17 protein-coding genes and 1 tRNA gene are annotated in these 21,025 nt (G+C 74.0%); 13 read left to right on the top strand and 5 right to left on the bottom strand.

Annotated elements, in window-relative coordinates:
* The first annotated feature begins 110 nt into the window (after window positions 1–110).
* Window positions 111–3,509: an error-prone DNA polymerase gene (locus AIF0345_RS09165; protein ID WP_285295962.1), complete on the top strand. Its 3,399-nt coding sequence runs from the start codon at window positions 111–113 to the stop codon at window positions 3,507–3,509.
* 14 nt (window positions 3,510–3,523) lie between these two features.
* Here AIF0345_RS09165 and AIF0345_RS09160 read toward each other — a convergent pair whose 3' ends face one another.
* Complete coding sequence (locus tag AIF0345_RS09160) at window positions 3,524–4,984, bottom strand: AI-2E family transporter (RefSeq protein WP_285295960.1); 1,461 nt, start codon at window positions 4,982–4,984, stop codon at window positions 3,524–3,526.
* Between the two features lie 3 nt (window positions 4,985–4,987).
* A complete protein-coding gene (locus AIF0345_RS09155; protein WP_229118258.1) occupies window positions 4,988–5,683 on the bottom strand; it encodes an HAD hydrolase-like protein in 696 nt (231 codons plus the stop codon).
* A 61-nt stretch (window positions 5,684–5,744) separates the two neighbouring features.
* On the opposite strand from AIF0345_RS09155, the gene AIF0345_RS09150 reads away from it, so the two are divergent.
* The 3 genes from AIF0345_RS09150 (at window position 5,745) to AIF0345_RS09140 (ending at window position 8,268) form a co-directional block, all read left to right on the top strand.
* Complete coding sequence (locus AIF0345_RS09150) at window positions 5,745–6,614, top strand: D-hexose-6-phosphate mutarotase (RefSeq protein WP_285295959.1); 870 nt, start codon at window positions 5,745–5,747, stop codon at window positions 6,612–6,614.
* Window positions 6,615–6,722: 108 nt separating this feature from the next.
* Window positions 6,723–6,813 (top strand) — tRNA-Leu (locus AIF0345_RS09145).
* A 186-nt stretch (window positions 6,814–6,999) separates the two neighbouring features.
* Complete coding sequence (locus AIF0345_RS09140; RefSeq protein WP_285295958.1) at window positions 7,000–8,268, top strand: MFS transporter; 1,269 nt, start codon at window positions 7,000–7,002, stop codon at window positions 8,266–8,268.
* A gap of 4 nt (window positions 8,269–8,272) precedes the next feature.
* Here AIF0345_RS09140 and AIF0345_RS09135 read toward each other — a convergent pair whose 3' ends face one another.
* Complete coding sequence (locus AIF0345_RS09135; RefSeq protein WP_285295957.1) at window positions 8,273–9,670, bottom strand: hypothetical protein; 1,398 nt, start codon at window positions 9,668–9,670, stop codon at window positions 8,273–8,275.
* Between the two features lie 145 nt (window positions 9,671–9,815).
* Here AIF0345_RS09135 and AIF0345_RS09130 point away from each other — a divergent pair, with 145 nt between their 5' ends.
* The 7 genes from AIF0345_RS09130 to AIF0345_RS09100 all read left to right on the top strand — a co-directional run bounded on the left by AIF0345_RS09130 (window position 9,816) and on the right by AIF0345_RS09100 (window position 17,918).
* Window positions 9,816–10,991: a bifunctional GNAT family N-acetyltransferase/nucleoside triphosphate pyrophosphohydrolase family protein gene (locus AIF0345_RS09130; RefSeq protein WP_043558043.1), complete on the top strand. Its 1,176-nt coding sequence runs from the start codon at window positions 9,816–9,818 to the stop codon at window positions 10,989–10,991.
* Between the two features lie 100 nt (window positions 10,992–11,091).
* Window positions 11,092–12,660, top strand: coding sequence for an MFS transporter (locus AIF0345_RS09125; RefSeq protein WP_285295956.1), 1,569 nt, complete (start codon window positions 11,092–11,094; stop codon window positions 12,658–12,660).
* A 5-nt stretch (window positions 12,661–12,665) separates the two neighbouring features.
* Window positions 12,666–13,202, top strand: a complete 537-nt coding sequence (locus tag AIF0345_RS09120; RefSeq protein WP_268916323.1) for a TetR/AcrR family transcriptional regulator — start codon at window positions 12,666–12,668, stop codon at window positions 13,200–13,202.
* A gap of 72 nt (window positions 13,203–13,274) precedes the next feature.
* Window positions 13,275–15,392 (top strand): M3 family metallopeptidase, encoded by a 2,118-nt coding sequence (locus AIF0345_RS09115; protein WP_285295955.1) that lies wholly within the window; start codon window positions 13,275–13,277, stop codon window positions 15,390–15,392.
* A gap of 23 nt (window positions 15,393–15,415) precedes the next feature.
* Window positions 15,416–16,510, top strand: coding sequence for an FAD-dependent oxidoreductase (locus AIF0345_RS09110; RefSeq protein WP_285295954.1), 1,095 nt, complete (start codon window positions 15,416–15,418; stop codon window positions 16,508–16,510).
* A gap of 49 nt (window positions 16,511–16,559) precedes the next feature.
* Window positions 16,560–16,820, top strand: coding sequence for a DNA primase (locus tag AIF0345_RS09105; protein WP_268916320.1), 261 nt, complete (start codon window positions 16,560–16,562; stop codon window positions 16,818–16,820).
* Window positions 16,821–16,850: 30 nt separating this feature from the next.
* Window positions 16,851–17,918: a LacI family DNA-binding transcriptional regulator gene (locus tag AIF0345_RS09100; protein WP_285295953.1), complete on the top strand. Its 1,068-nt coding sequence runs from the start codon at window positions 16,851–16,853 to the stop codon at window positions 17,916–17,918.
* Between the two features lie 59 nt (window positions 17,919–17,977).
* On the opposite strand, the gene AIF0345_RS09095 is transcribed toward AIF0345_RS09100, so the two are convergent.
* A complete protein-coding gene (locus tag AIF0345_RS09095; protein ID WP_043558033.1) occupies window positions 17,978–18,772 on the bottom strand; it encodes an inositol monophosphatase family protein in 795 nt (264 codons plus the stop codon).
* Window positions 18,769–20,223: a hexose-6-phosphate:phosphate antiporter gene (uhpT, locus tag AIF0345_RS09090; protein WP_156966552.1), complete on the bottom strand. Its 1,455-nt coding sequence runs from the start codon at window positions 20,221–20,223 to the stop codon at window positions 18,769–18,771. The genes AIF0345_RS09095 and uhpT overlap by 4 nt, the downstream gene beginning before the upstream one ends.
* A gap of 167 nt (window positions 20,224–20,390) precedes the next feature.
* Between uhpT and AIF0345_RS09085 the strand changes: the two genes are divergently transcribed.
* Both AIF0345_RS09085 and AIF0345_RS09080 read left to right on the top strand, forming a co-directional pair.
* On the top strand, window positions 20,391–20,699 hold the full coding sequence (locus AIF0345_RS09085) for a substrate-binding domain-containing protein (RefSeq protein WP_285295952.1): 309 nt from the start codon (window positions 20,391–20,393) through the stop codon (window positions 20,697–20,699).
* Between the two features lie 73 nt (window positions 20,700–20,772).
* Window positions 20,773–21,024 carry a hypothetical protein gene (locus AIF0345_RS09080; RefSeq protein WP_285295951.1) on the top strand — a complete coding sequence of 84 codons (252 nt, stop codon included), beginning with the start codon at window positions 20,773–20,775 and terminating at the stop codon, window positions 21,022–21,024.
* Window position 21,025: the final 1 nt, after the last annotated feature.

Genomic DNA, 21,025 nt, shown 5'->3' with positions numbered 1-21,025 from the left:
GGTCGCATGGACGCGACTCGCGCACGCGGCGGCCTCACCCTAGCCGTGATCGGCGGCGGGGCGGTACGGCGGTCCGAGCGCCGAGCAGAGAAATGCCGTAGTATGTACATATGTTCGATAATGTGGGGCGCGCAGCCGCGGGCCGCACCCACCGCTACGCCGAGCTCCACGCCCACTCCGCCTACTCCTTCCTCGACGGCGCCAACGAGCCGGAGGACCTCATCGGCGCCGCCGCCGAGCTGGGCCTGGAGGCACTCGCCCTGACCGACCACGACGGCCTGCCCGGCATCGTCAAGCACGCCGAGGCCGGGCGCGCCCACGGCCTGCCCACCGTCCACGGCGCCGAGCTCACCCTGGACGACGGCGCCCGCCTGCCCGTCCTGGCCCGCGACCCGCGCGGCTACCGCCGCCTGAGCGCCGCCATCTCCCGCCACAACCTCGACGCCGGCCGCCGCGCAGAGCCCGCCCACCGGCTCCCCGAGCTCGCCGCCGCCCTGCGCGGCACCGGCGCCGGCTGCTCCTGCCTGGTCCTGACCGGCACGGTCAACGGGCCCCTGCGCCGCTCCCTGGGCGACCCGCGCCGCCCGGCCGCCTGGGACCGCCGCGCCGCCGACGCCGCCCTGGGCGGGCTCGTGGACGCCCTCGGCCCCGACTCCCTCGCCGTCGAGCTCGTCCTCGACGGCGGTCCCACCGACGCCGCCGTCACCGACGCCCTCGGCGCCCTGGCCGCCGCCCACCGGCTCCCGCTGCTGGCCACCGGTGCGGTCCGCTGCGCGCGCCCCGCCGACTCCCGCCTGGCCGACGTGCTGACCGCCACCCGGCTGCGCACCGACCTGGAGGGCGCCCGCGGGCACCTGCCCGCGCTCGGGCGCTGGCTGCGCGGGCCGACGGACATGGCCCGCCTCCACCGGCGCGCGCCCCGCGCCGTCGACGCCGCGGCCGAGATCGCCCAGGACCTCGCCTTCGACCTGTCGCTGGTCGCCCCCGACCTGCCCGCCGTCGATGTGCCGCCCGGACACACCTCCGCCACCTGGCTGCGCGAGCTCACCCGCCGCGGGGCGCTGGAGCGCTACGGCCCGCCCGAGGAGGACCCCGAGGCCTGGAGGGCTCTCGCCCACGAGCTCGACGTCATCGAGTCCCTGGGATTCCCCGGCTACTTCCTCATCGTGCGCTCCATCGTCGACTTCTGCCAGGCCTCGGGGATCCTGTGCCAGGGGCGGGGGAGCGCCGCCAACTCCGCCGTCTGCTACGCGCTGGGCATCACCGCCGTCGACGCCGTGCGCCGCAGGATGCTCTTCGAGCGCTTCCTGTCGCCCGGACGGGCCGGCTACCCCGACATCGACCTCGACATCGAGACCTGCCGCCGCGAGGAGGTCATCCAGCACGTCTACGCCCGCTACGGGCGCGAGCGCGCCGCCCAGGTCGCCAACGTCATCTCCTACCGGCCCCGCTCCGCCGTGCGCGACGCCGCCCGGGCCCTCGGCCATCCCCCCGGCCTGCAGGACGCCTGGGCCGCCCAGACGGACCGGTGGGGGAGCGTGCGCACCGACGGCGCCGGCTCCGTGTCGGCCGACCGCTGCCCGCACCCGCCGGCCGAGCCTCCGGAGCAGGTCCTCGGCATCGCCGAGCGCCTGCTGAGGCTCCCGCGCCATCTCGGCATCCACCCCGGCGGCATGGTCCTGGCGGACCGCCCCGTCACCGAGGTCTGCCCGGTGCGGTGGGCCGCCACGGAGGGGCGCACGGTCCTGCAGTGGGACAAGGACGACTGCGCGAGCGCGGGCCTGGTCAAGTTCGACCTGCTGGGCCTGGGCGTGCTCACGGCGCTGCGCCTGGCCTTCACCGGCCTGGCCGAGCGCGGCGAGCGAGTGCCCGGGCCGGGCGCCGGAGAGGCCGGCGCCCTGCGCCGCGCCCAGGCCGGCAGGGCCTGGGGGCTGCACACCCTCCCTGAGGAGGACCCCGCGGTCTACCGGCTGCTGAGCGCCGCGGACACGGTCGGCGTCTTCCAGGTCGAGTCCCGCGCCCAGATGGCCACCCTGCCGCGCCTGCGCCCGCAGACCTTCTACGACATCGTCGTCGAGGTCGCCCTGGTGCGCCCCGGCCCCATCCAGGGAGACGCCGTCACCCCCTACATCCGCCGCAGGCTCGGCCGGGAGGAGGTCGACTACCTCCACGACTCCCTCAGACCGGCCCTGGCCAAGACCCTCGGGATCCCCCTCTTCCAGGAGCAGCTCATGCAGATCGCCGTCGACGCCGCCGGCTTCAGCCCCGCCGAGGCCGACGCCCTGCGCCAGGCCATGGGCTCCAAGCGCTCGGCGGAGCGCATGGAGGCCCTGCACCTGCGCCTGGTGGAGGGGATGACCGCCCGGGGGATCGACGCCGGCACCGCCGAGACCGTCTTCGACAAGCTGCGGGCCTTCGCCGGCTTCGGCTTCCCCGAGTCCCACGCCCTCTCCTTCGCCCACCTGGTCTACGCCTCGGCCTGGCTCAAGGCCCGGCGTCCCGAGGACTTCTACGCGGGGCTGCTGGCGTCCCAGCCCATGGGCTTCTGGTCCCCCCAGACCCTGGTCGCCGACGCCCGGCGCCACGGCGTGCGCGTCCTGCCCGCCGACGTCAACGCCTCGCGAGAGGAGGCCCGCGTGCGCACGCGCGGGCAGGAGGCCGGGAAGAGGCCTTGCGAGGAAGGGGACGGGGGCGCCGGCTGGGGGCCGCTGCGCCCGTCGCCGAGCGCCCTGAGCCCCCTGGAGACCCACCCCGACCTCGCGGTCCGCCTCGGCCTGGCCCGGCTCAAGGGGCTGGGAGGGCGGGGCGCCTCCGCCATCGTCTCCGAGCGCCTCGCCCACGGCCCCTATGCTGACGTCGCCGACCTCGCCAGGCGCGTGCGCCTGAGCCGCCGCCGCCTGGAGACCCTCGCCGCCGCCGGGGCCCTGGCCTCCCTGGGGGTCGGAAGGCGGCAGGCCCTGTGGGCCGCCGGGGCGCTCTCCGAGGAGCACGGCCGACCAGGGCCCCGCCGCCCGGCCGGCCAGGCAGGCGGCCGGTGGTACCAGCCGCCACTGCCCGGGACCGCCGTCGGCGCGCGCGCCCCGCGCCTGCCCCCCATGACCGACCGCGAGCGGCAGGCGGCCGACCTGCGGCTGACGGGCACGTCCACCCGCGGCTTCCCGACCGTCTTCGTGCGCCCGGACCTGGCGCGTTCCGGGGTCCTGCCCATCGCCGAGGCCGCCCGTCGCGGCGCCGGTGAGCGCGTGCGCGTCGCCGGAGTCGTCACCCACCGCCAGCGGCCCGGCACGGCATCCGGCACCGTCTTCCTCAACCTTGAGGACGAGACCGGTCTGCTCAACGTCGTGTGCTCGGTGGGCCTGTGGAGGCGCTACCGCCGCGTCGGCCGGCGTGCGAGCGCACTGGTCGTGCGCGGCCGGGTCGAGTCGTCCGACGGCGCCACCTCCCTGATCGCCGAGCGCCTCGAGGCCCTGGAGGGCGTTGAGGCGCTCGGCAGCCGCGACTGGTGCTGACCGCCTCGAGCCGCTCAGTCGCCCTTCCCGTTGGAGTAGGAGGGCAGGTCGCCCACCACCGGGGCGTCCTTGACGTGCAGCTCGGAGTAGACCGACCACAGCACGCTGACCAGCGGGACGGCGACGATCGCGCCCAGCAGCCCCGCGGAGTAGGTGCCCACGGCCACGGCGATAATGACGACGACCGGGTGCATGGAGACCTGGCGCCCCATAATGAGCGGCTGCAGGATGTGCCCCTCGATCTGGCCGATCCCCGCCACACCCAGCCCCACCACGATCATGGTGATGAAGCCCTTGGAGGCCAGTGCCACCACCATGGCGATGCCCATGGCGATCGGCGCGCCGATCATGGGGATGAAGGCGCCGATGAACACCAGCACGGCCAGCGGCGCGGCGAGCGGGACGCCCACGACCTGGAGGAAGACGCCCGCCATCATGGCGTCGGTCAGCGCCACAATGACCGTGCCGCGCGCGTAGCCGGCGAAGGTGTACCAGCCCGCGCCGGCCGCCCGGTGCACCGACTCGCGCATGGTGGCCGGCAGCTCGTTGAGGAACCAGCGCCACATGCGCCCGCCCGAGGCGAGGAAGAAGATCGTGGAGAAAAGAGCCAGTGCCAGTACCGCGAAGACGTCGGCGACGGTGCCCGCGTTCGACAGCACCTCGGTGGCCAGGGTCGGGGCGTTGGACTGCACGTAGGCCTGGCCCTGCTCGACCAGGAGCTGGACCTGCCCCATGACCTCGGCCTCGGTCAGGTGCATGGGCAGGGGCCCGTGCTCCACGAAGTCCAGGATCGTGTCCACGCCGTTGGAGAACTGCGTGCCCAGGGTGGCCCACTGGCTGGTGACCGAGGTGACCACGTAGAAGACGAGCCCGGCCACGACGCCCACCGTGGTCAGCAGCGCCAGGAAGGTCGCGGGGTAGCGCGGCATGATCCGGGCGAACAGGTTGACCAGGGGCTGGAGGAGCGAGGTGAAGACCAGGGCTATGAACAGCCCGATGAACACCGGGACGATCTGGGAGGTGATGTAGAAGACCAGGGCGATGACGATGAGGATCCCCAGCAGCAGCCAGGCGCCGACGCCTCCGTGCACCATCCAGGAGGGCAGTGCCTCGAAGACCGTGGCGCGCGTGGTCACGGTGGAGGGGACCACGGGGACCACCGTCGTCGAGGCCGGTGCGTCGCCGGCCTCCGTCGCGCCCGCGGTCTCGGTACGCGTCGTGGTGCTGTCCTCGTAGCGCAGCTGCTCGGCTCGCGCGGTCCGCCTGGCCTCTTCGGCCCGGTCGATGGCGCGCGACAGGGCGTCGCGCCCGTCGTGCAGTCGGGCCCCGAGCCCCCGCCAGTGGGGCTGGTGGGGGCTCGCCGCCCCGTCGGCCGTCCTCGTCGGCGTCTCCTCGTGCGCGCTCGCGGGCCGCTCGCGGGCCTCGGCGGAGGCGGCCTGCGGGCGGGCCTCCCGCTCCTGCTCCTCCTGCGCCATGCCTCAGACCTCCGCTCCCAGCAGCGAGGCCAGCTCGGGGACGTCGGCGGCCAGCCACTGCGCCCCCGCCAGCTCGTCCGCATCGCCGTAGCCCCACAGCGCGCCGATGCACTCCACGCCCGCCTGCCGGGCGCCCTCGACGTCGTAGCTGCGGTCGCCGACGTGCACTACTCGGCTCGTGTCCGCTCCGGCCGCGGACAGCAGCACCAGCGCACGGGCGATGACCACGGCCTTCTCCCCGCCCCGGTCGTCGTCGGCGGCTCCCGTCACGGCGTCGAAGCACGGGCCCAGGCCGGTGTGCTCGATGATCAGCCGGGCCAGGGACTCCCGCTTGGATGTCGCCAGGGCCAGCGGCACCCCGCTCTCGTGCAGGGAGCGCACGAGAGCGGGCACCCCCTTATAGACCGGGGCCCGGTACATGAGCTCGCGGTAGTGCGATCTGTAGGCCGCCACGGCGCGGGCATTGGCCCGGCCGGTGAGCCCCGCGTAGCGCGCGAAGGTCTCCGCCAGCGGCGGCCCGACGAAGCTCATGAGCCTCGCCCGGTCGGGAACCGCGATGCCCAGGTCGTCGAAGGCCGCGCAGAAGGACGCCAGGATGACGGGGGCCGAGTCCGTGACGGTGCCGTCCAGGTCCAGCAGGACGGCCGAGAACTCGCCCGCTGAGCCTCGTGCGGGACGGAATGATGATCTCGTGCTCAAGGATGCTCGCTCTCGGCCGGAAAACTCGGACAGGACCCGGCCAGCCTACTAGCGTGGCCTCATGAGCGCCGACGCCACCCGCCCCCGTCTTCCGCACACCGCAGCCCTGAGCGCCGGCCGGGGGGGCCAGCCCCGCCTGCTGATCGACGCGCCCGCCGGCAGCGCCGAGATCTACCTCTTCGGGGCGCACCTGACGGCCTGGACGCCACGCGGCGGCAGGCCGGTCCTGTTCCTGTCCCGACAGGCCCGATTCGACGGCGAGACCGCCATCCGCGGCGGGGTCCCCCTGTGCCTGCCGTGGTTCAGCGTGGGGCCTCAGGGCACATCCCGGCCCAAGCACGGCTGGGCGCGGATCATGAGATGGGAGCTGCGCTCGGTCGAGCCCACGCCCGAGGGCGGGGTGCGCGCCCTGCTGACCCTGGAGCACGACGCCGTCTCGGCGCTCTACGAGGTGACGGTGGGGGAGACGCTGACCATGGGCCTGTCGCTGCGCAACACGGGGGCCGAGCCGCGCCTGGTCGAGGCCGCCCTGCACGCCTACCTGGCGGTGCACGACGTCACGGCCAGCGTCCTGACCGGCCTGGAGGGCGCCGAGTACACCGAGGACGGCGTCTCCGGGCAGGTGCAGGCCGGGCCGCTCAGGCTCACCGGACCCATCGACCGCATCTACCGCTCCGAGGCGCCGGTGCGCGTGAGCGACCCGGGCAACGGCCGCGCGATCGTGGTGCGGGGGACGGGGTCGCCGACGACCATCGTGTGGAACCCCTGGTCCCGGGGCGCCTCGCAGATCGACGATCTCGCCGACGACGAGTTCGCCTCCTTCGTGTGCGTCGAGACCGCCGCGGCGCGCCAGGACGCGCCCGTGATCGACCCCGGGGCGTCATGGTCGATGAGCTCCGTCATCGCCACCGAGCCCGCCGCACCCCTGTGACCGAGCGCACCGGGGCGGAGTTGCCCCGCCTCGCGGGAGGCGTGCTAAGTTTCTCTCCGTCGCTGCGGGAGGTGCGCCTCCCGACGGCGGAGACGCGGTGACGACAGCGTCCGAGTGGCGGAATAGGTAGACGCGCTAGCTTGAGGTGCTAGTGCCTTATTAAACGGGCGTGGGGGTTCAAGTCCCCCCTCGGACACCAGGAGCGCGGGCCCCGGTCGAAGGACCGGGGCCCGCGACGCGCCCGGTGCGCCGGAGCCCGCGAGAGCCCGACACCGCCTTTTATTGTCCCTTCGGTCGTTTGGTCTCGTATGCTCGTGCCCACCGCCAGCACCGCCTCTGCTCACGACTCGTCACGACTCGTCACGACTCGCAAGGACACACCTCTGTGACCAGCCCGGACACCGGCCCCGCCGCCCCTCCCACGAGACACCCTGCTCCCGTCATCAAGGCCCGCATCGCCGTCTACCTCACCTTCCTGGCCAACGGCCTGGGCTTCTCCAACCTGGTGCCCCGCTACCCCGAGGTGCTCGCCCACCTGGGCATCACCAAGGCCGCCTTCGGCCAGGCCGTCATGTTCTCCTCGGTCGGCGCGCTCGCAGCCGGGCTGGCGGCCTCCTGGTGCATCACCCGCTTCACCTCGGCGCGGGTGGCCTCGGTGGGGATGATCGTGCTCGGGCTCGGGCTGCTCGGCGCCGGAGCGGCCGGCTCCTGGCTCGTCTTCGCGCTGTGCATGGCCTGGGTCGGCGGCACCGACGCCGTTATCGACGTGGCCCAGAACGCGCACGCCCTGCGCGTGGAGCGCCGCTGGGGGTCCAGCATCATCACCAGCTTCCACGCCGCCTGGAGCCTGGGCGCGGTGCTCGGGGCCGTCGCGGGGCAGGCCATGGCCGGCGCGGGCGTTCCCATCGGGCTGCACATGGCGGGCGTTCTCGTGGTGCTGACCGTGGTCTCCGCGGCGGCGGCGCCGTGGACGATCAAGGGGCCCGACTCCGACGACCGGCCCGAGACGGCGCCCGAGGGCGGCCCGGCCGGCTCCCAGGGCCCCGCCGGCGCGCGGCCGGGGCGGCCGGGGCGGCCGGGGGGCCGAGCCCGCCTGCTGACAGTCGGCGCCGTCGTCGTGCTGGGCCTCATGTGCGCCGCCGCCATGTTCCCCGAGGACGTCACCGCCAGCTGGTCCTCGCTCCTGCTCGCCGAGCAGGGCGCCGCTCCCGGCACGGTGGGCATGGGGCTGGTCTGCCTGCAGACGACCATGATCGTGGGGCGGCTGGTGGGCGACGCCGTCATCGACCGCTTCGGGGCGCGCGCGGTGATCGCCGGGGGCGGCGCGCTCGTGGCCGCGGGCATGGGGACGGCCCTCGCGGCCGGGTCGGTGCCCGGCACCCTGGCCGGCATGGTGGTCGCCGGAGCCGGCTGCGCCGTCGCCGTGCCCGTGGCCTACGCCGCCGCCGACGACGTGCCCGGCATGAGGCCGGGAGCCGGCCTGACGATCGTGTCCTGGCTCGCCCGGGTCATCATGCTCGTCTCGCCGCCGGTCGTCGGCTGGTTCGCCGACGCCCACGGAACCTGGGTGGCCCTGGTCTACGGCCTGCTGGGCGGCGCGATCCTCATGGCGAGCTGGCCGGTGCTGCGCACGGGCGCACGCGCGGGCCGGTGAGCGCTCAGGGCACCCCGGCGGCGGCCCGCCGCGCGGCGTCCCGGCGACGCACCCGGGCCGCGCACCACCACGCGCCCACCGCTCCCGTCAGCGCGAAGGCCGCCAGCGGGACCGCCGTGGCCGCCGGCCCGATCCCCGGCCCGCCGGCGACCCGCGACTCGCCGTTCAGGACGACGGCGACCAGGACCTGGCAGGCCAGCACAGCCCCCGCGAGGCCGCCGTGCAGAAGAGCCAGGGCGTTCCACCGGTCCTCCCGGCGGCGGGCCCGGCACCACGAGGGCAGGGCGGCCACGTCGACGCGGTCCAGGTCGATCCTGACGGGCTCGCGGTCCCCGGGCGCCGTGCGCGGACGGCTCAGGACCACCGGGTCGGAGCGCCTGAGGCGCACGCAGACGAATGCGCCCAGGATCCCGTAGGCGAGCAGCGGCGCGGGCGCGGGGGAGAACAGCCCCATGGACACCGGGATGACGAGGGCGAGCCCGGCGAGGGCGAGCCCGGCGACCAGGACGACGGCGAGTCCCGCCGTACCCCGCCTGGCGCGGCGCGCGGCCCGCGCCACCTCGACACGGTCCGGCCAGGCCGGGCCCGGCAGCCCGCTGCGGGTCAGGCCGCGCACGACCCGCTCCCCGCCCGGGTGGGTGATGAGGTCGCGCCGCCACCCCATCTCGATGTCGAGCGGCCGGGAGGACCCCGGCTCCTGGCCGGCGAGCCGCGCGAGCCTCCCGCGCAGGAGCTGCCACTGGTCCTCGGCCAGCCACGGGGGCGTGCGCACCAGCCAGGCGCGCCGCCCCATGACGGCCGCCAGCGCGGCCAGGCCCGCTACGACCAGCAGCATCGCGGTGATCGCGGTCGATGCGAGCGCGTCGCCCGCCCCGGGGGAGCCCGACGGGTCCCGCCACTCCTGCCATGCCCTGACGGTGAACGCGCACGCGATGATGACGAAGCCGGCCAGCATGACCGCTTGCAGGAGGCGGACGAAGAATCCCAGCGGGGGCAGGGCGGCGGTCCGCGAGGCGCCTCGGGGCGGCCGGAAGGCCGCCAGCGCCTCGTGGACGGCCCGGGTCACGGCGCCTGCGGACCCGACCGCGGGCAGCGGGACGGTCAGGCGCTCGCGGACGAGCGGCAGACTGCTCGGGGCGCCGGTCAGCCCGGACTCGTAGCGCCGAATGGCGCGTGTGCGCTTGAGCCCGCCCGCGCGCCCGTCGAGGTCCTGCCTCTCGACCCCGGCCCGGGCGACGCGGGCGGGGACGCGCTGCTCGACGCACACCACCCCCGAGCGCCGACGCACCCGGACGCCGGGGTGCAGCCACCTCGGCATGGGGGGCTGCGCGGGCCGCCCTCCTGCGGCACCGGGGCTCTGGAATCCAGCGGCAGAGGACTCGGGGTGCTCAGGACGGGGCATGAATCGGGTCCTCTCTGTCAGGTCTGTCAGGCGAGCGGATCAGTCGGCGCCCCGCCATAGTAGGAGGCGCGGCAGGCCGGTTGCACAGCGGTTCGCTGCGCCGCGCCCGGCCGGCGTCCGGACGGGGCGGCTATGATCGCCCGGCGTGAGGCCCTTCGAGATCCGCGTCCCCGCCGTCGAGCGAGGCGGCGCCCGCCTGCCCGCGCTCCTGCTGTCCGCGCCCACCGGGGCCGACATCGACAGGATCGCCGAGATCTGCCGGGACGCCGACATCCAGGAGTGGACCACCGTCCCGCGCGGCTACACCCGCGCCGACGCCGAGAGCTTCGTGACCGGGACGGTCGCCTCCGGCTGGGAGAGCGGGAAGGACCTCAGCTGGGCCGTGCGCGAGGACCGGGGGGAGGGCGCCCCCGTCCTCGTGGGCATGATGGGCCTGGCCGGCGGGGCGGGCGGCGTCTGGGAGATCGGCTACTGGCTGGACCCTGCGGCCCGCGGGCGGGGCACCGTCTCCCGGGCCGCCCGCGCCCTCATCGGGGCGGCCTTCGAGGCGGACGGGCCGCTGCGCGCCCGCGCCCTGCGGTGGCGCTGCGACATCCACGACGGCGTCCCCAACTGGGCGTCCTGGCGCGTGGCCTGGGGGCTGGGCTTCCGCCGGGAGGGGCGGGTGCGCTCCCTCCTGGCCAACGACGGTGCCCTCCACGACGGCTGGATCGCCACTCTCCTGCCCGACGACCCGCGCGAGCCGCGCGCCCCCTGGGACGGGCCCGTCGTCGAGGGGCGGGCGGCCGGCTCTTCCCACAGCCATGGTGCCGTTACCCCGCTCGTGCCCGCCGACGGCGTCGGCGAGCGGGAGGGCGACGACCCCGAGGCCCTCGTGCGCCGCTTCCACCGCCTCTACGGCCTGCCGATCCGCACCGACGGGCCGTCCCTGGAGCGCGAGAGCCTCCACATGCGCATGAGCCTGATCGCCGAGGAGTTCGCCGAGCTGACCGGGGCCGTCTACGGGTCGGCCGCCCGCGCCGAGGCGGAGGCCGCCTACGCCCGGGCCGTGGCCGCCGACGACGGTCGGCGCAGCACCGTCGAGGCCGCCGACGCCTTGGCGGACCTCGTCTACGTCGTCTACGGCATGGCCCTGGAGACGGGCATCGACCTGGCCGCCGTGCTGGCCGAGGTGCAGCGCTCCAACATGTCCAAGCTGGGCCCGGACGGGCGGCCCGTCTACCGCGAGGACGGCAAGGTCCTCAAGGGCCCCGGCTACGTCCCCCCGGACGTGGCCGGGGCGCTGGGGATCGGCCGCGGGCCGCGCCCCGGGGGCGGCTGACCGTCCCGCCTCCCGGGGGCGCCCGGGACGGGCCGCCTCACGGGAGGGGCGATGAGTCCCACACCCGCAACTGTACTTGACGTACAGTAAAATTGCGGGCATGACGAGCGACCTCGGCACCACCGTGCGTCCACCGCATGCGGCGTCCGCGCCCCGCGCCCGCGACTGGGCCGCCCTGGCGGTTCTCACCCTGGCGGTCGTCCTGCTCGCCATCGACTCCACGGTCCTGTCCCTGGCCGTCCCCTCGCTGAGCGCCGATCTTGCGCCCAGCGCCAGTGAGCTGCTGTGGATCGGCGACGTCTACTCCTTCACCCTGGCGGGGCTGCTGGTGACCATGGGCAATGTCGCCGACCGCATCGGGCGGCGCCGCCTCCTGCTCATCGGCAGCGCGGGCTTCGGCGTCTCCAGCGTCCTGGCGGCCTGCGCGCCCAGCGCCGTCGCCCTCATCGCCGTCCGCGCGCTCCTGGGCATCGGCGGGGCGGCCATCATGCCCTCGACCCTCTCCCTGGTGCGCAACATCTTCCCCGACGCCCGCCACCGCACCACCGCCATCGCCATATGGTCCGCGGGCACCGCCGGCGGCACGGCCCTGGGGCCCCTGGTGGGCGGGGCGTTGCTGGAGCACTTCTGGTGGGGCAGCGTCTTCCTCATCAACGTCCCCGTCATGGTGCTCGTGGTCGCCACCGGGGCGTGGCTGCTGCCCGAGTCCCGCAACGAGCGCGGCGGGCCCGTCGATCTGCTGTCGGCCGCCCTGTCCGTGGGCTCCATCGTCCCGATCGTCTACGCCGTCAAGTCTTTCGCCCATGACGGGCTCACCATTACGGGGCTGGTGAGCCTGGTCGTCGGGCTCGCCCTCGGCTGGGTCTTCATGCGCCGCCAGCGCTTCCTGACCACCCCGCTCATCGACGTCGGGCTCTTCACCCGCCCCGCCTTCACCTGGGCGGTCCTGATCTCCGTCATAGCGATCTTCTCCCTGTCCGGGCTGGTCTACTTCTTCAGCCAGTACCTCCAGCTCGTGCGCGAGTACTCCGCCCTCCAGGCGGGCCTGGCGGAGCTGCCCGGCTCCATCGCCGCGATCGCCGTCATCACCGTCGTCGGGCGGCTCGTGACCCGCTTCGGCCAGGGGAGGGCCGGTGCCGGCGGCCTGACGGCCACCGCCGCGGGGCTCCTGGCCCTGGCCACCGCCGAGTCCGTCTCCGGGTACCTCGCCCTGGCCGGGGCGCTGGTACTGATCGGCGCGGGCATCGGCGTCGCCGCCTCCGTGGCCACCGGCGCCGTGCTGGGATCGGTGCCCGCGGACCGCGCGGGGGCGGCCTCCGCCATCTCCGAGACCGGCCTGGAGCTCGGGGCCGCCCTGGGCATCGCCGTGCTCGGCACTGTCCAGGACGTCGGCTACCGCCTGCTCCTGGAGCCGCTCGCCGGCGACGCCGGCTCCGCCCTGCCTGAGTCCGTCGTCGGGGCCTCGCGTCAGTCCCTGGCCACCCTGGCCGGCGCCATTGACCGCGCCGACGCCGCCCAGGCGGAGTTCTTCCTTCAGGCTCAGCACGCCTTCACTCACGCCATGCAGGCAACGGCGGTCGTCGCCGCGGCGATCCTCCTGTTCGCGGCCGTCATGGCCTGGCGGCACGTGCCCGCCGGGGAGGCGGCCGAGCGGGCGGCGGAGCGCTGAGCGCCGTGCGGCAGTCCAACCGCGCCCGCATCATCGCCGCCGCGCTGACGATCATCGGGCGCAAGGGCGTCGACGGGCTCACCTTCGACGCCCTCGCCGAGCAGGTCGGGCTCACCCGGAGCGGGATCGTCTACCACTTCCGCACGCGCGAGGCCCTCATCGCGGGCATCGCCGCCGACCTGCTGGCGCGCTGGAAGGCAGAGGCGCTGGAGGCCCTGGGCAAGCCCTTCGAGACGGCCACGCGCGCCGAGCGCGTCACCGCCCTGGCGGTCTCCGTCCTCGAGGGCGCCCTCCTGCCGGGCGAGCTCGCCTTCCTCATCTCGGGCCGCCCCGAGGCCGCCGGCCTGAACCGCGCCTGGGGCTCGTTCCAGCGCCAGTGGATCGGCGACCCCCTCACCCTCACCCCCGCCCAGCGCGTCGGCCTGCTCGCCGTCGACGGCTGGTGGACCGAGCTCGCCTCCGGGACGGAGTGCACCGGGGCGATGGACGCCGCGACGCGCGCGCTCATCGTCTCCCTCGTCTCCGACGAGCGCGGGACGTGAGAGAGCCGCTGATCCGGCCGGCGGCGGCCCGCTGCGGGCGGGAGGCCCGCGGGTTCATGGCACGATGGGCTCATGACTGAGCCCCCCGGCACCGCGACGGACGCGCTGCCCGCCACCAGCACCTTCGCCCGCCCCTGGGCGCTCGACCTCGGCCTGCCGGACTTCGCCGCCGTGCGTCACGAGGACATCGAGCCGGCCATGCGCGCGGGCATGGCCGCCCAGCGCGCCGAGTGGGAGGCCGTGGCAGCCGACGAGGCCGAGCCCACGGTCGCCAACACCATCGAGCCCCTCGAGCGCTCCGGGGAGCTGCTCGACCGAGTCAGCACCGTGCTGGTGACGCTCACCTCGGCCACGCACTGCCCCGACCTCGATGCGCTGGAGGAGGCCCTCGCCCCCGAGCTGTCGGCGCACAACGACGCCTACGACCTCGACCCCCGCCTGTACCGGCGCTTCAGGGCCCTCGACGACATCGTCCGCGCCGCGCACCGGGCCGGCGCCGAGCCGGTCAACGCCGACGGCGCGCCCATCGACCAGGAGACCGCCCGCCTCATCCGCCTGACCGTCGAGGCCTTCGAGCGCGACGGCGTCGCCCTGGCCGGCGCCGACGCCGACCGGCTGCGCGAGATCAACTCCCGGCTGACGACCCTGACGACCCGCTTCGCAACCCTGGCGGCCAACGCCATGCACGCCGCGGGCGTCGCCGGCTTCACCGCCACCCCCGAGCTGGCGACCACCGAGCCGCACGCCGCGCGCGTCGCGCTGCTGGCCAGGGCCATGGGCCGCGGGCTGGGCGGCGAGTACGACACCCGCGCCCTGGTCGTCGAGATCGCCCGCCTGCGCGCCGAGCGTGCCGCCCTGCTCGGCTACCCCCACCACGCCGCCATCGTCGCCGCCGAGTCCGCGGCCGGCACCACCGAGGCGGTGACCGGGATGCTGCACCGGCTGACTCCCGTCGCCATGGCGAACGCCCGCCGCGACGCCGAGACCTACGCGGCCCGCATGGCCGCCGACCCGGCGACCCGCCCCGGCGAGACCTTCGGGCCGGCCGACTGGCCCCGCTACGAGGAGGCCGAGCGCAAGGAGCGCTTCGGAGTGGACGACGCCACCCTCGCCCCCTACCTGGAGCTGTGGAGCGTTGTCGAGCGGGGCGTCTTCTACGCCGCCGCCCGCCTGTACGGCCTCACCTTCTGCGAGCGGCCCGACCTCGCCGCCCGCATGTACGACCCGGACGTGCGCGTGTGGGAGGTGCACGACGGCGCCGGTCCCGACGCCCCGCTGCTGGGCCTGTTCGTGGGCGACTACTACGCCCGGGAGGGCAAGCAGGGCGGCGCCTGGATGGACAGCCTGGTCGACCAGTCCCGCCTGACGGGCCGGCGGCCCGTCGTCATCAACTGCGCCAACATCGACAAGCCCGACCGCGGGCCGACGCTGCTGACCTGGGAGGAGGTCATCACCTGCTTCCACGAGTTCGGCCACGCCCTGCACGGCCTGCTGTCCGACACCCGGTGGCCCAGCGCCTCGGGCACCTCCGTGCCCCGCGACGTCGTCGAGTTCCCCAGCCAGGTCAACGAGAAGTGGGCGCTCCACCCCGAGGTCCTGGCCTCCTACGCCCGTCATGCGGACACCGGCGAGGCGCTGCCCGCCGAGCTCGTCGAGCAGCTGCGGGGCCAGGGGTCCTTCGGCGAGGGCTATGCCACCACCGAGTACCTCGGAGCGGCCCTGCTCGACCAGGCCTGGCACACGCTGGGCCCCGGGCAGGGTCCCGCCGAGGCCGAGCAGGTCGCGGCCTTCGAGCACGCCGCCCTGGCCGAGCAGGGCATCGACGACGCCCTCGTCCCCCCGCGCTACCGCAGCACCTACTTCAGCCACATCTTCGCCGGCGGCTACGCTGCGGGCTACTACTCCTACATCTGGAGCGAGGTCATGGACGCCGACACCACCGAGTGGCTCCGTACGGACGGCGAGGGGGCGCTCGACGGCGACCTGGGACTGAACCGCCGGGCCGGGGAGCGGCTGCGCCGCGAGTTCCTCTCCCGCGGGGACTCGCGCGACCCGCTGGTGTCCTACCGGGCGTACCGCGGTCGCGACCCGCGCATCGAGCCGCTCCTGAAGCGCCGCGGCCTGGCCCGGGACCAGCCTGTGGGCGGTTTCGGCGCATCGGCCCAGCAGACCGACAATCCCACCTGTTAACACTGCGAACCGGAAGGACGAATATGACGCGCGTCACCATTGTCGGGGGCGGGTACGGCGGCATCGCCATCGCCAAGGCCCTCGACGACGTCGCCGAGGTCACCCTCGTCGAGCAGAAGGACACCTTCGTCAACCACGCCGCCGCACTGCGCGCCGCCGTCGACCGGAGGTGGGCCGAGAGGATCTTCCTGCCCTACGACCGTCTCCTGGCCCGCGGGCGGGTCGTCCACGGCACCGTCCTGGCGGTCAGGGGCACCACCGTGTCGGTGGCGGGCGCGGGGGACATCGAGGCCGACCACCTGGTCCTGGCCACCGGCACCGCCTACCCCTTCCCCGCCAAGCACCTGGAGTCCTCCTCGGTCATCGCCAAGGCCCGCATCGAGCGCGCCCACACCAACCTGGAGCAGGCCGGGCGGGTCCTCGTCGCCGGCGCCGGGGAGGTCGGCATCGAGCTGACCGGGGAGATCACCTCCGCCTTCCCCGCGATGGAGGTCGTCCTCCTCGAGGCCGGGCCCGACATCCTGCACTCCCGCGACTACAAGCCGGAGCTGCGCGAGGCGATCCGCCTCCAGCTCAAGCAGCGCGACGTCGAGATCATCGCCGGGGACCGGCTCGTCGCCCTGCCGCCGGTCGATCCGGGGGTGCTCTCCCCGTTCCGCGTGACGACCAGGGCCGGTCGGCGCCTGGAGGCCGACATGTGGTTCCGCGCCTACGGCTCGGCGGCCGCCACCGGCTTCCTCGGCGAGGACTACGACGAGATCCGCCACTACGACGGCACCATCCGCGTCGACAGCCACCTGCGCGTCGTAGACCACCCAGGCGTGTGGGCCATCGGCGACATCACCGACGTGCGCGAGACCAAGCGCGCCGACGCCGCCCGGGCCCACGCGGGGGTCGTCGCCGCCAACATCCGCTCGCTCATCGCCGGCGGGGCCGCCGAGGCCGTCTACACCCCCAAGCCGGAGCACGTGGTCCTGCCGCTGGGCCCCGACGGCGGCGCCTCCCAGGTGCTGCGCGACGGCGTGCGCGTCGTCATCGGCCCGGAGGAGACCGCCCGTATGAAGGGCGAGGACCTCTTCCTCGGCTACATCGCCAAGGCCCTCGGGGTGAAGGGCTGAGAAGGGCCGATCGGTGCGCGTTCGGTTGGCGAGCCGGTAGCATGAGTTCATGACGAACGACCCGCGGTCCGCGCTCAACCGACTCATCGCCGCTTTCGAGGCGCATCTGGATGCGGCCGTCACCGGCGACGAGGAGTCGCCGGCCGTAGTCGCCGCCGAAAACGCCCTCCAGGACGCCTTCTTCACCTACGACGACGCGCTGTTCACCGCCTACGGCATCGAGCTCCCCTTCGACATCGTCGACTCCGAGGGGGACGAGGACGACTACGACGAGGATGACGACGAGTACGACGACTACGACGAGGACTGAGCCCCGCCGTCGCACGGGCAGGACGCGGTGATGGCCGACGGGGCGGCGCGCCGCCCGACGCTGAAGGACATCGCCGGCGTCACGGGGCTGTCGATGAGCACCGTGTCGCGGGCGCTCAACGGCAGCCCCCGCATCGGCAGGCGGACCCGCGAGCGGATTGAGCGCGAGGCCGCCCGGCTCGGCTACCAGGCCGATCTCGCCGGGTCGCTCCTGCGGGCCGCCCGGCCCAGGAACATCGGGCTCATCTGCCGGCTCGACCAGGAGCTGCACTTCACCTACCACAACAAGATTCTTGCGGAGGCGGACGAGCGCGAGCTGCGCGTGATCGTTCAGAGCATCGGGGAGAGCCTGTCCGCGAGGCGGGCCGTCCGCGCCCTGAACCAGCTGCGCTGCTGCGCCGCCATCGTCGTGGACCCCGGCTCGATCGACGGCGTCGCCGGAGCCGACATCGGCATGCACCTGGTGATCATCGGCCAGGAGGCCCCGGTCGCCGGGGCCGATCTCGTCACGAGCGACAACCGCCGTGGGATGCGCGAGATCGCGGAGCACCTGGCCGCTCTCGGGCACCGGCGCGTCATCTACCTCGACGGACCCGAGGGGCGGTCGGCGGCCGAGCGCCGGTCCGCCTTCCGCGAGGCGGCGGGCGGGGCCTCCCTGGAGTACGAGATCGTCGCGGCGGGCGCACGGGCCGACGACGGCTACGGGGCCGCCTCCAGGCTGCTCGATCCGGGGGGATCGGCCCACGACGGGTCCGTCTCCGCCATGATCTGCTACAACGACCAGTGCGCCCAGGGGGCGATGGTCGCGATCCTGCGCTCGGGCAGGACGCCCGGCCGGGACATCTCCCTGACCGGGTGCGACAACTCCCGTATCGCCTCCTCGCGCGCCTTCAACATGACCTCCATCGACAGAGGGCCCGCCGAGGTCGCCCGCATCGCCGTCGAGCTCGCCTCCCGGCGCCTGGACGACGCCTCCCGGCGCCTGGACGACGCCTCCCGGCGCCTGGACGACGCCTCCGGCGCGGAGCCCGAGCGCCGCTCGGTCGCCACCAGGATGGTCGTCAGAGGATCCACCGGAGCGGTCGGGGGCGGGCGCTGACGGCCGCGCGGGTGGGGGCCGGCGCGCCCCGGCCCCCACCCGCGCCTCGGACCGAGTCCTCAGGCGGGGTCGATCATGAGGCGCTGGAGCAGCTCGCCGTGGGTGCGCGGCGGCGCCACCAGGACGGAGCCCTTGTGGCGCACGTCCAGCGGGGTCCCGTCCAGGCGGGTGAAGCGTACGCCGGCCTCGGAGCACACGAGGGCCGCCGCCGCGACGTCCCAGGGGGAGACCCACATGTGGACGAAGGCGCCCGCGCGCCCGGCGGCGACCTCGACGCACTCCAGGGCCGCCGAGCCGTACCGGCGATGACCCCGGGACTCCCGGAGGCACTGGGCCAGACGGGGCAGCGCCTGCATCTCCTTCAGGTCGGTGATGATGACGCAGTCGTGGCGCGAGGGGCCCTCCCCGACGGGTGCGAGCGGCACGCCGTCGCAGGCCGCACCGCCCCCCGCCACGGCGGTGTAGACGCGCCGCGCCTCGACGTCGGCGACGACACCGAGGACGGGGGCGCCGTCCTCGCACAGGGCCAGTGAGACGGCGTAGTCGCGGTGGGTCTCGACGTAGTTCATGGTGCCGTCGATGGGGTCGAGCACCCACACGAGCCCGGAGAAGGACTCGACCGCGTGCCCCTCCTCGCCGAGCAGGGGGTAGCCCGTGGCCTCCCGCAGCGCGTGGGCGACATGGGCCTCGACGGACTTGTCGACGGCGGTCACCAGGTCGTTGCGGCTCGACTTGGCCTGCACGTCCAGGTCGGTCGCGGAGCGGCGGGCGATGTCGGCGGCCTGCCTCACGACCTCCAGGGCGGTCTTCAGCAGGGTGTCGAGCTCGTGGTCCGTCAGGCGCGGGGTGCTCATGCGGGAGTCTCCTCGGCGTTGTCGATGCTGTCTGCGTTGTCTGCGTTGCCGGCCATCTGCTCGTTGAATGCGCGGTCGCCGCGCAGCATCCGCTCCTCCAGGACCGCCACGGCGATCAGGCAGGCGAGGCCGACGCAGGCGGAGGCGATGAGCACCGTGAAGGTCGAGCCCCAGCCGTGAAGAGTGTAGCCGCCGATGACCAGGCCGTCCTTGGTGGGATCGGCGATGCGGCCGAGCAGGACCTTGGCCATGGAGTCGCCGAAGACGTAGCCGAAGGCCCGCGGCACGGCGTTGACGACGACGGTGGCCGTCTTCGGGGCGAAGCCGATGACGCAGATGCCGATGAGCGTGACCGGGCCGAAGATGAGGAAGCCGATGCAGAACAGGGCGCCGTAGACCACGACCTCGCTCGTGGCGTGGGCGTAGATCATGATCGGGATGATGACCAGGGCGATGCCGATCGCGGCGGTGACGGCGCGGCGGCCGCCGAGCTTGTCGGAGAAGAAGCCCCAGCACAGCGAGCCGGCCAGGCCGCCCATCTCCAGGGCGATGGTGGTGTTGACAGCGGTGTAGTCGGAGAAGCCGAGGACGTCATGGGTGTACAGGACGTTCCAGTTGTCGATGCCGATGCGCACGCAGTAGGCGGCGACGTTGGCGACGCACAGGAACCAGACGGCCGGGTTCTTCACGACGTACTGCATGAGGACCCGCCCCTTGGAGATGTCCTCGGTGACGACGTCGGCCTTGGCGACGGGCTCGTCGAAGATGGTCTCGGGGCGCTCCCAGCCCAGCTCGCTCGGATCGTCCTTGCCGAAGTAGTAGCCCCAGACGCCGAGTGGGATGGCGACGGCAGCGGGCACGATGAACATGCCGATGACGTTGCCGTGGAAGAGGGTGTTCGCGCCCCACAGGGCCAGCGCCCCGGCGGCCATGGCGCCGAGGTTGTGGGAGCTGTTCCACCAGCCGATGAAGCGGCCGCGCAGGTGGCGCGGCGTCCAGCGGTTCATGGTCGAGTTGCAGCAGGGGCCGCCGGGCGCCTGGAAGAGTCCGTTGAGGGACCACAGGAGGATGAGGACGCCGTACGGGTTGTGCATGGCGGCCAGGGCGGCGCCGATGCCGATCGAGGCGATTCCCGAGGCGACGAGCAGGGCCGAGATGACGCGCTTGGTGTTCCTCCCGTCGATGAAGAAGCCGAGGATGAGGCCGCCGAAGCCGTAGGTCAGGGAGAAGGCGAACCCGATGGTGCCCAGCTGGGTGGTGGTCAGGCCGATCTGATCGACGAGGAAGGGCTGGGCGGACTTGAAGTTGGTGCGCAGCAGGTAGAAACCGCCGTAGACGATGATGAGGACCGAGTAGACCTTGAGGAACTCCATCAGCCAGCGCTTGCGCTGCGTGGGAAGGGGGATGGTGCCGGTTGGCCGGGCATCGATTCTGAACAATCTGTCCGTCATGGACATGGGCCACCTCGTCGTGGGTTGGGATGGGGCGGAATGGTCCGCACGGGGCGTCGCGACGCAGAGACTATACAAACGTTTGCGCACCGGCGTCCAGTCCTGGGTCCGGTGCGCGTCGCCGCCGGCCGGAGCCGTCGGGGTGTGCTCTTTCTCTCGGGGGCGCATTGGTCGAGAAGCGCCTTGGCCGTCAGGACTCGGCCTACCCCGACTCGCTCTCCCGGTACAAGAGCGACAAGTACGCCGACGTGGGAAACGTGAAGGAGCCGGATGACAAGGCGATCGCCGGGCCCGCCCCCGACCGTGTCATCGTCGCCAAGCGGACCGCCAGGCTCTACGAGGCTCTGCCGAAGAGCTTCACGACGACCGACATGACCGTCGAGGCCGACGACGCCACCGCCGGTGCGACGCCGAGCGGCGGTTTCGGGGTCAGCCCGCGGATGGCCGAGGAGATCAAGACCGAGCTGCCCGTATGACCCCCGGCCTGACACGGGCCGCTTCGGCGACCTCCTGCGCGGCGGGTCTCAGGGGCAGTCCCTGCGCCTTGTCATGGTCTCGCGCCTGCTCGACCCCAACGCCTACCTGGTGCTCCAGGACCACCAGCAAGGTAACGGGGCCGGTCCTGACCGACAACGATCTCGTCCTGCCCGCCGGGGGCTCATCGGCCTCGTGGGGGCCAAAGGCGCCGGCCGCTGCCCGCACAACCGCGGGCGCCCCACCGAGGGCGACGACGCCGTCGTCACGCCGGCCCTGGGCTGGGTGGACCTGGACGGCCGGCGCGTGTCCATGGTGCGGGGCTGAG

The sequence above is a fragment of the Actinomyces israelii genome, assembly GCF_030253495.1.
Lineage (GTDB): Bacteria > Actinomycetota > Actinomycetes > Actinomycetales > Actinomycetaceae > Actinomyces > Actinomyces israelii.
The sequence above is the reverse complement of the archived record's forward strand: the minus strand, read 5'-3'. Positions and strand labels throughout refer to the sequence as shown.

Excerpts from the sequence above, each read along its gene's own strand:
- AIF0345_RS09165 (WP_285295962.1), top strand. The coding sequence starts at position 111 with ATGTTCGATAATGTGGGGCGCGCAGCCGCGGGCCGCACCCACCGCTAC.
- AIF0345_RS09160 (WP_285295960.1), bottom strand. The coding sequence starts at position 4,984 with ATGGCGCAGGAGGAGCAGGAGCGGGAGGCCCGCCCGCAGGCCGCCTCC.
- AIF0345_RS09150 (WP_285295959.1), top strand. The coding sequence starts at position 5,745 with ATGAGCGCCGACGCCACCCGCCCCCGTCTTCCGCACACCGCAGCCCTG.
- AIF0345_RS09135 (WP_285295957.1), bottom strand. The coding sequence starts at position 9,670 with ATGCCCCGTCCTGAGCACCCCGAGTCCTCTGCCGCTGGATTCCAGAGC.
- AIF0345_RS09125 (WP_285295956.1), top strand. The coding sequence starts at position 11,092 with ATGACGAGCGACCTCGGCACCACCGTGCGTCCACCGCATGCGGCGTCC.
- AIF0345_RS09115 (WP_285295955.1), top strand. The coding sequence starts at position 13,275 with ATGACTGAGCCCCCCGGCACCGCGACGGACGCGCTGCCCGCCACCAGC.
- AIF0345_RS09110 (WP_285295954.1), top strand. The coding sequence starts at position 15,416 with ATGACGCGCGTCACCATTGTCGGGGGCGGGTACGGCGGCATCGCCATC.
- AIF0345_RS09105 (WP_268916320.1), top strand. The coding sequence starts at position 16,560 with ATGACGAACGACCCGCGGTCCGCGCTCAACCGACTCATCGCCGCTTTC.
- AIF0345_RS09100 (WP_285295953.1), top strand. The coding sequence starts at position 16,851 with ATGGCCGACGGGGCGGCGCGCCGCCCGACGCTGAAGGACATCGCCGGC.
- AIF0345_RS09095 (WP_043558033.1), bottom strand. The coding sequence starts at position 18,772 with ATGAGCACCCCGCGCCTGACGGACCACGAGCTCGACACCCTGCTGAAG.
- uhpT (WP_156966552.1), bottom strand. The coding sequence starts at position 20,223 with ATGACGGACAGATTGTTCAGAATCGATGCCCGGCCAACCGGCACCATC.
- AIF0345_RS09080 (WP_285295951.1), top strand. The coding sequence starts at position 20,773 with ATGGTCTCGCGCCTGCTCGACCCCAACGCCTACCTGGTGCTCCAGGAC.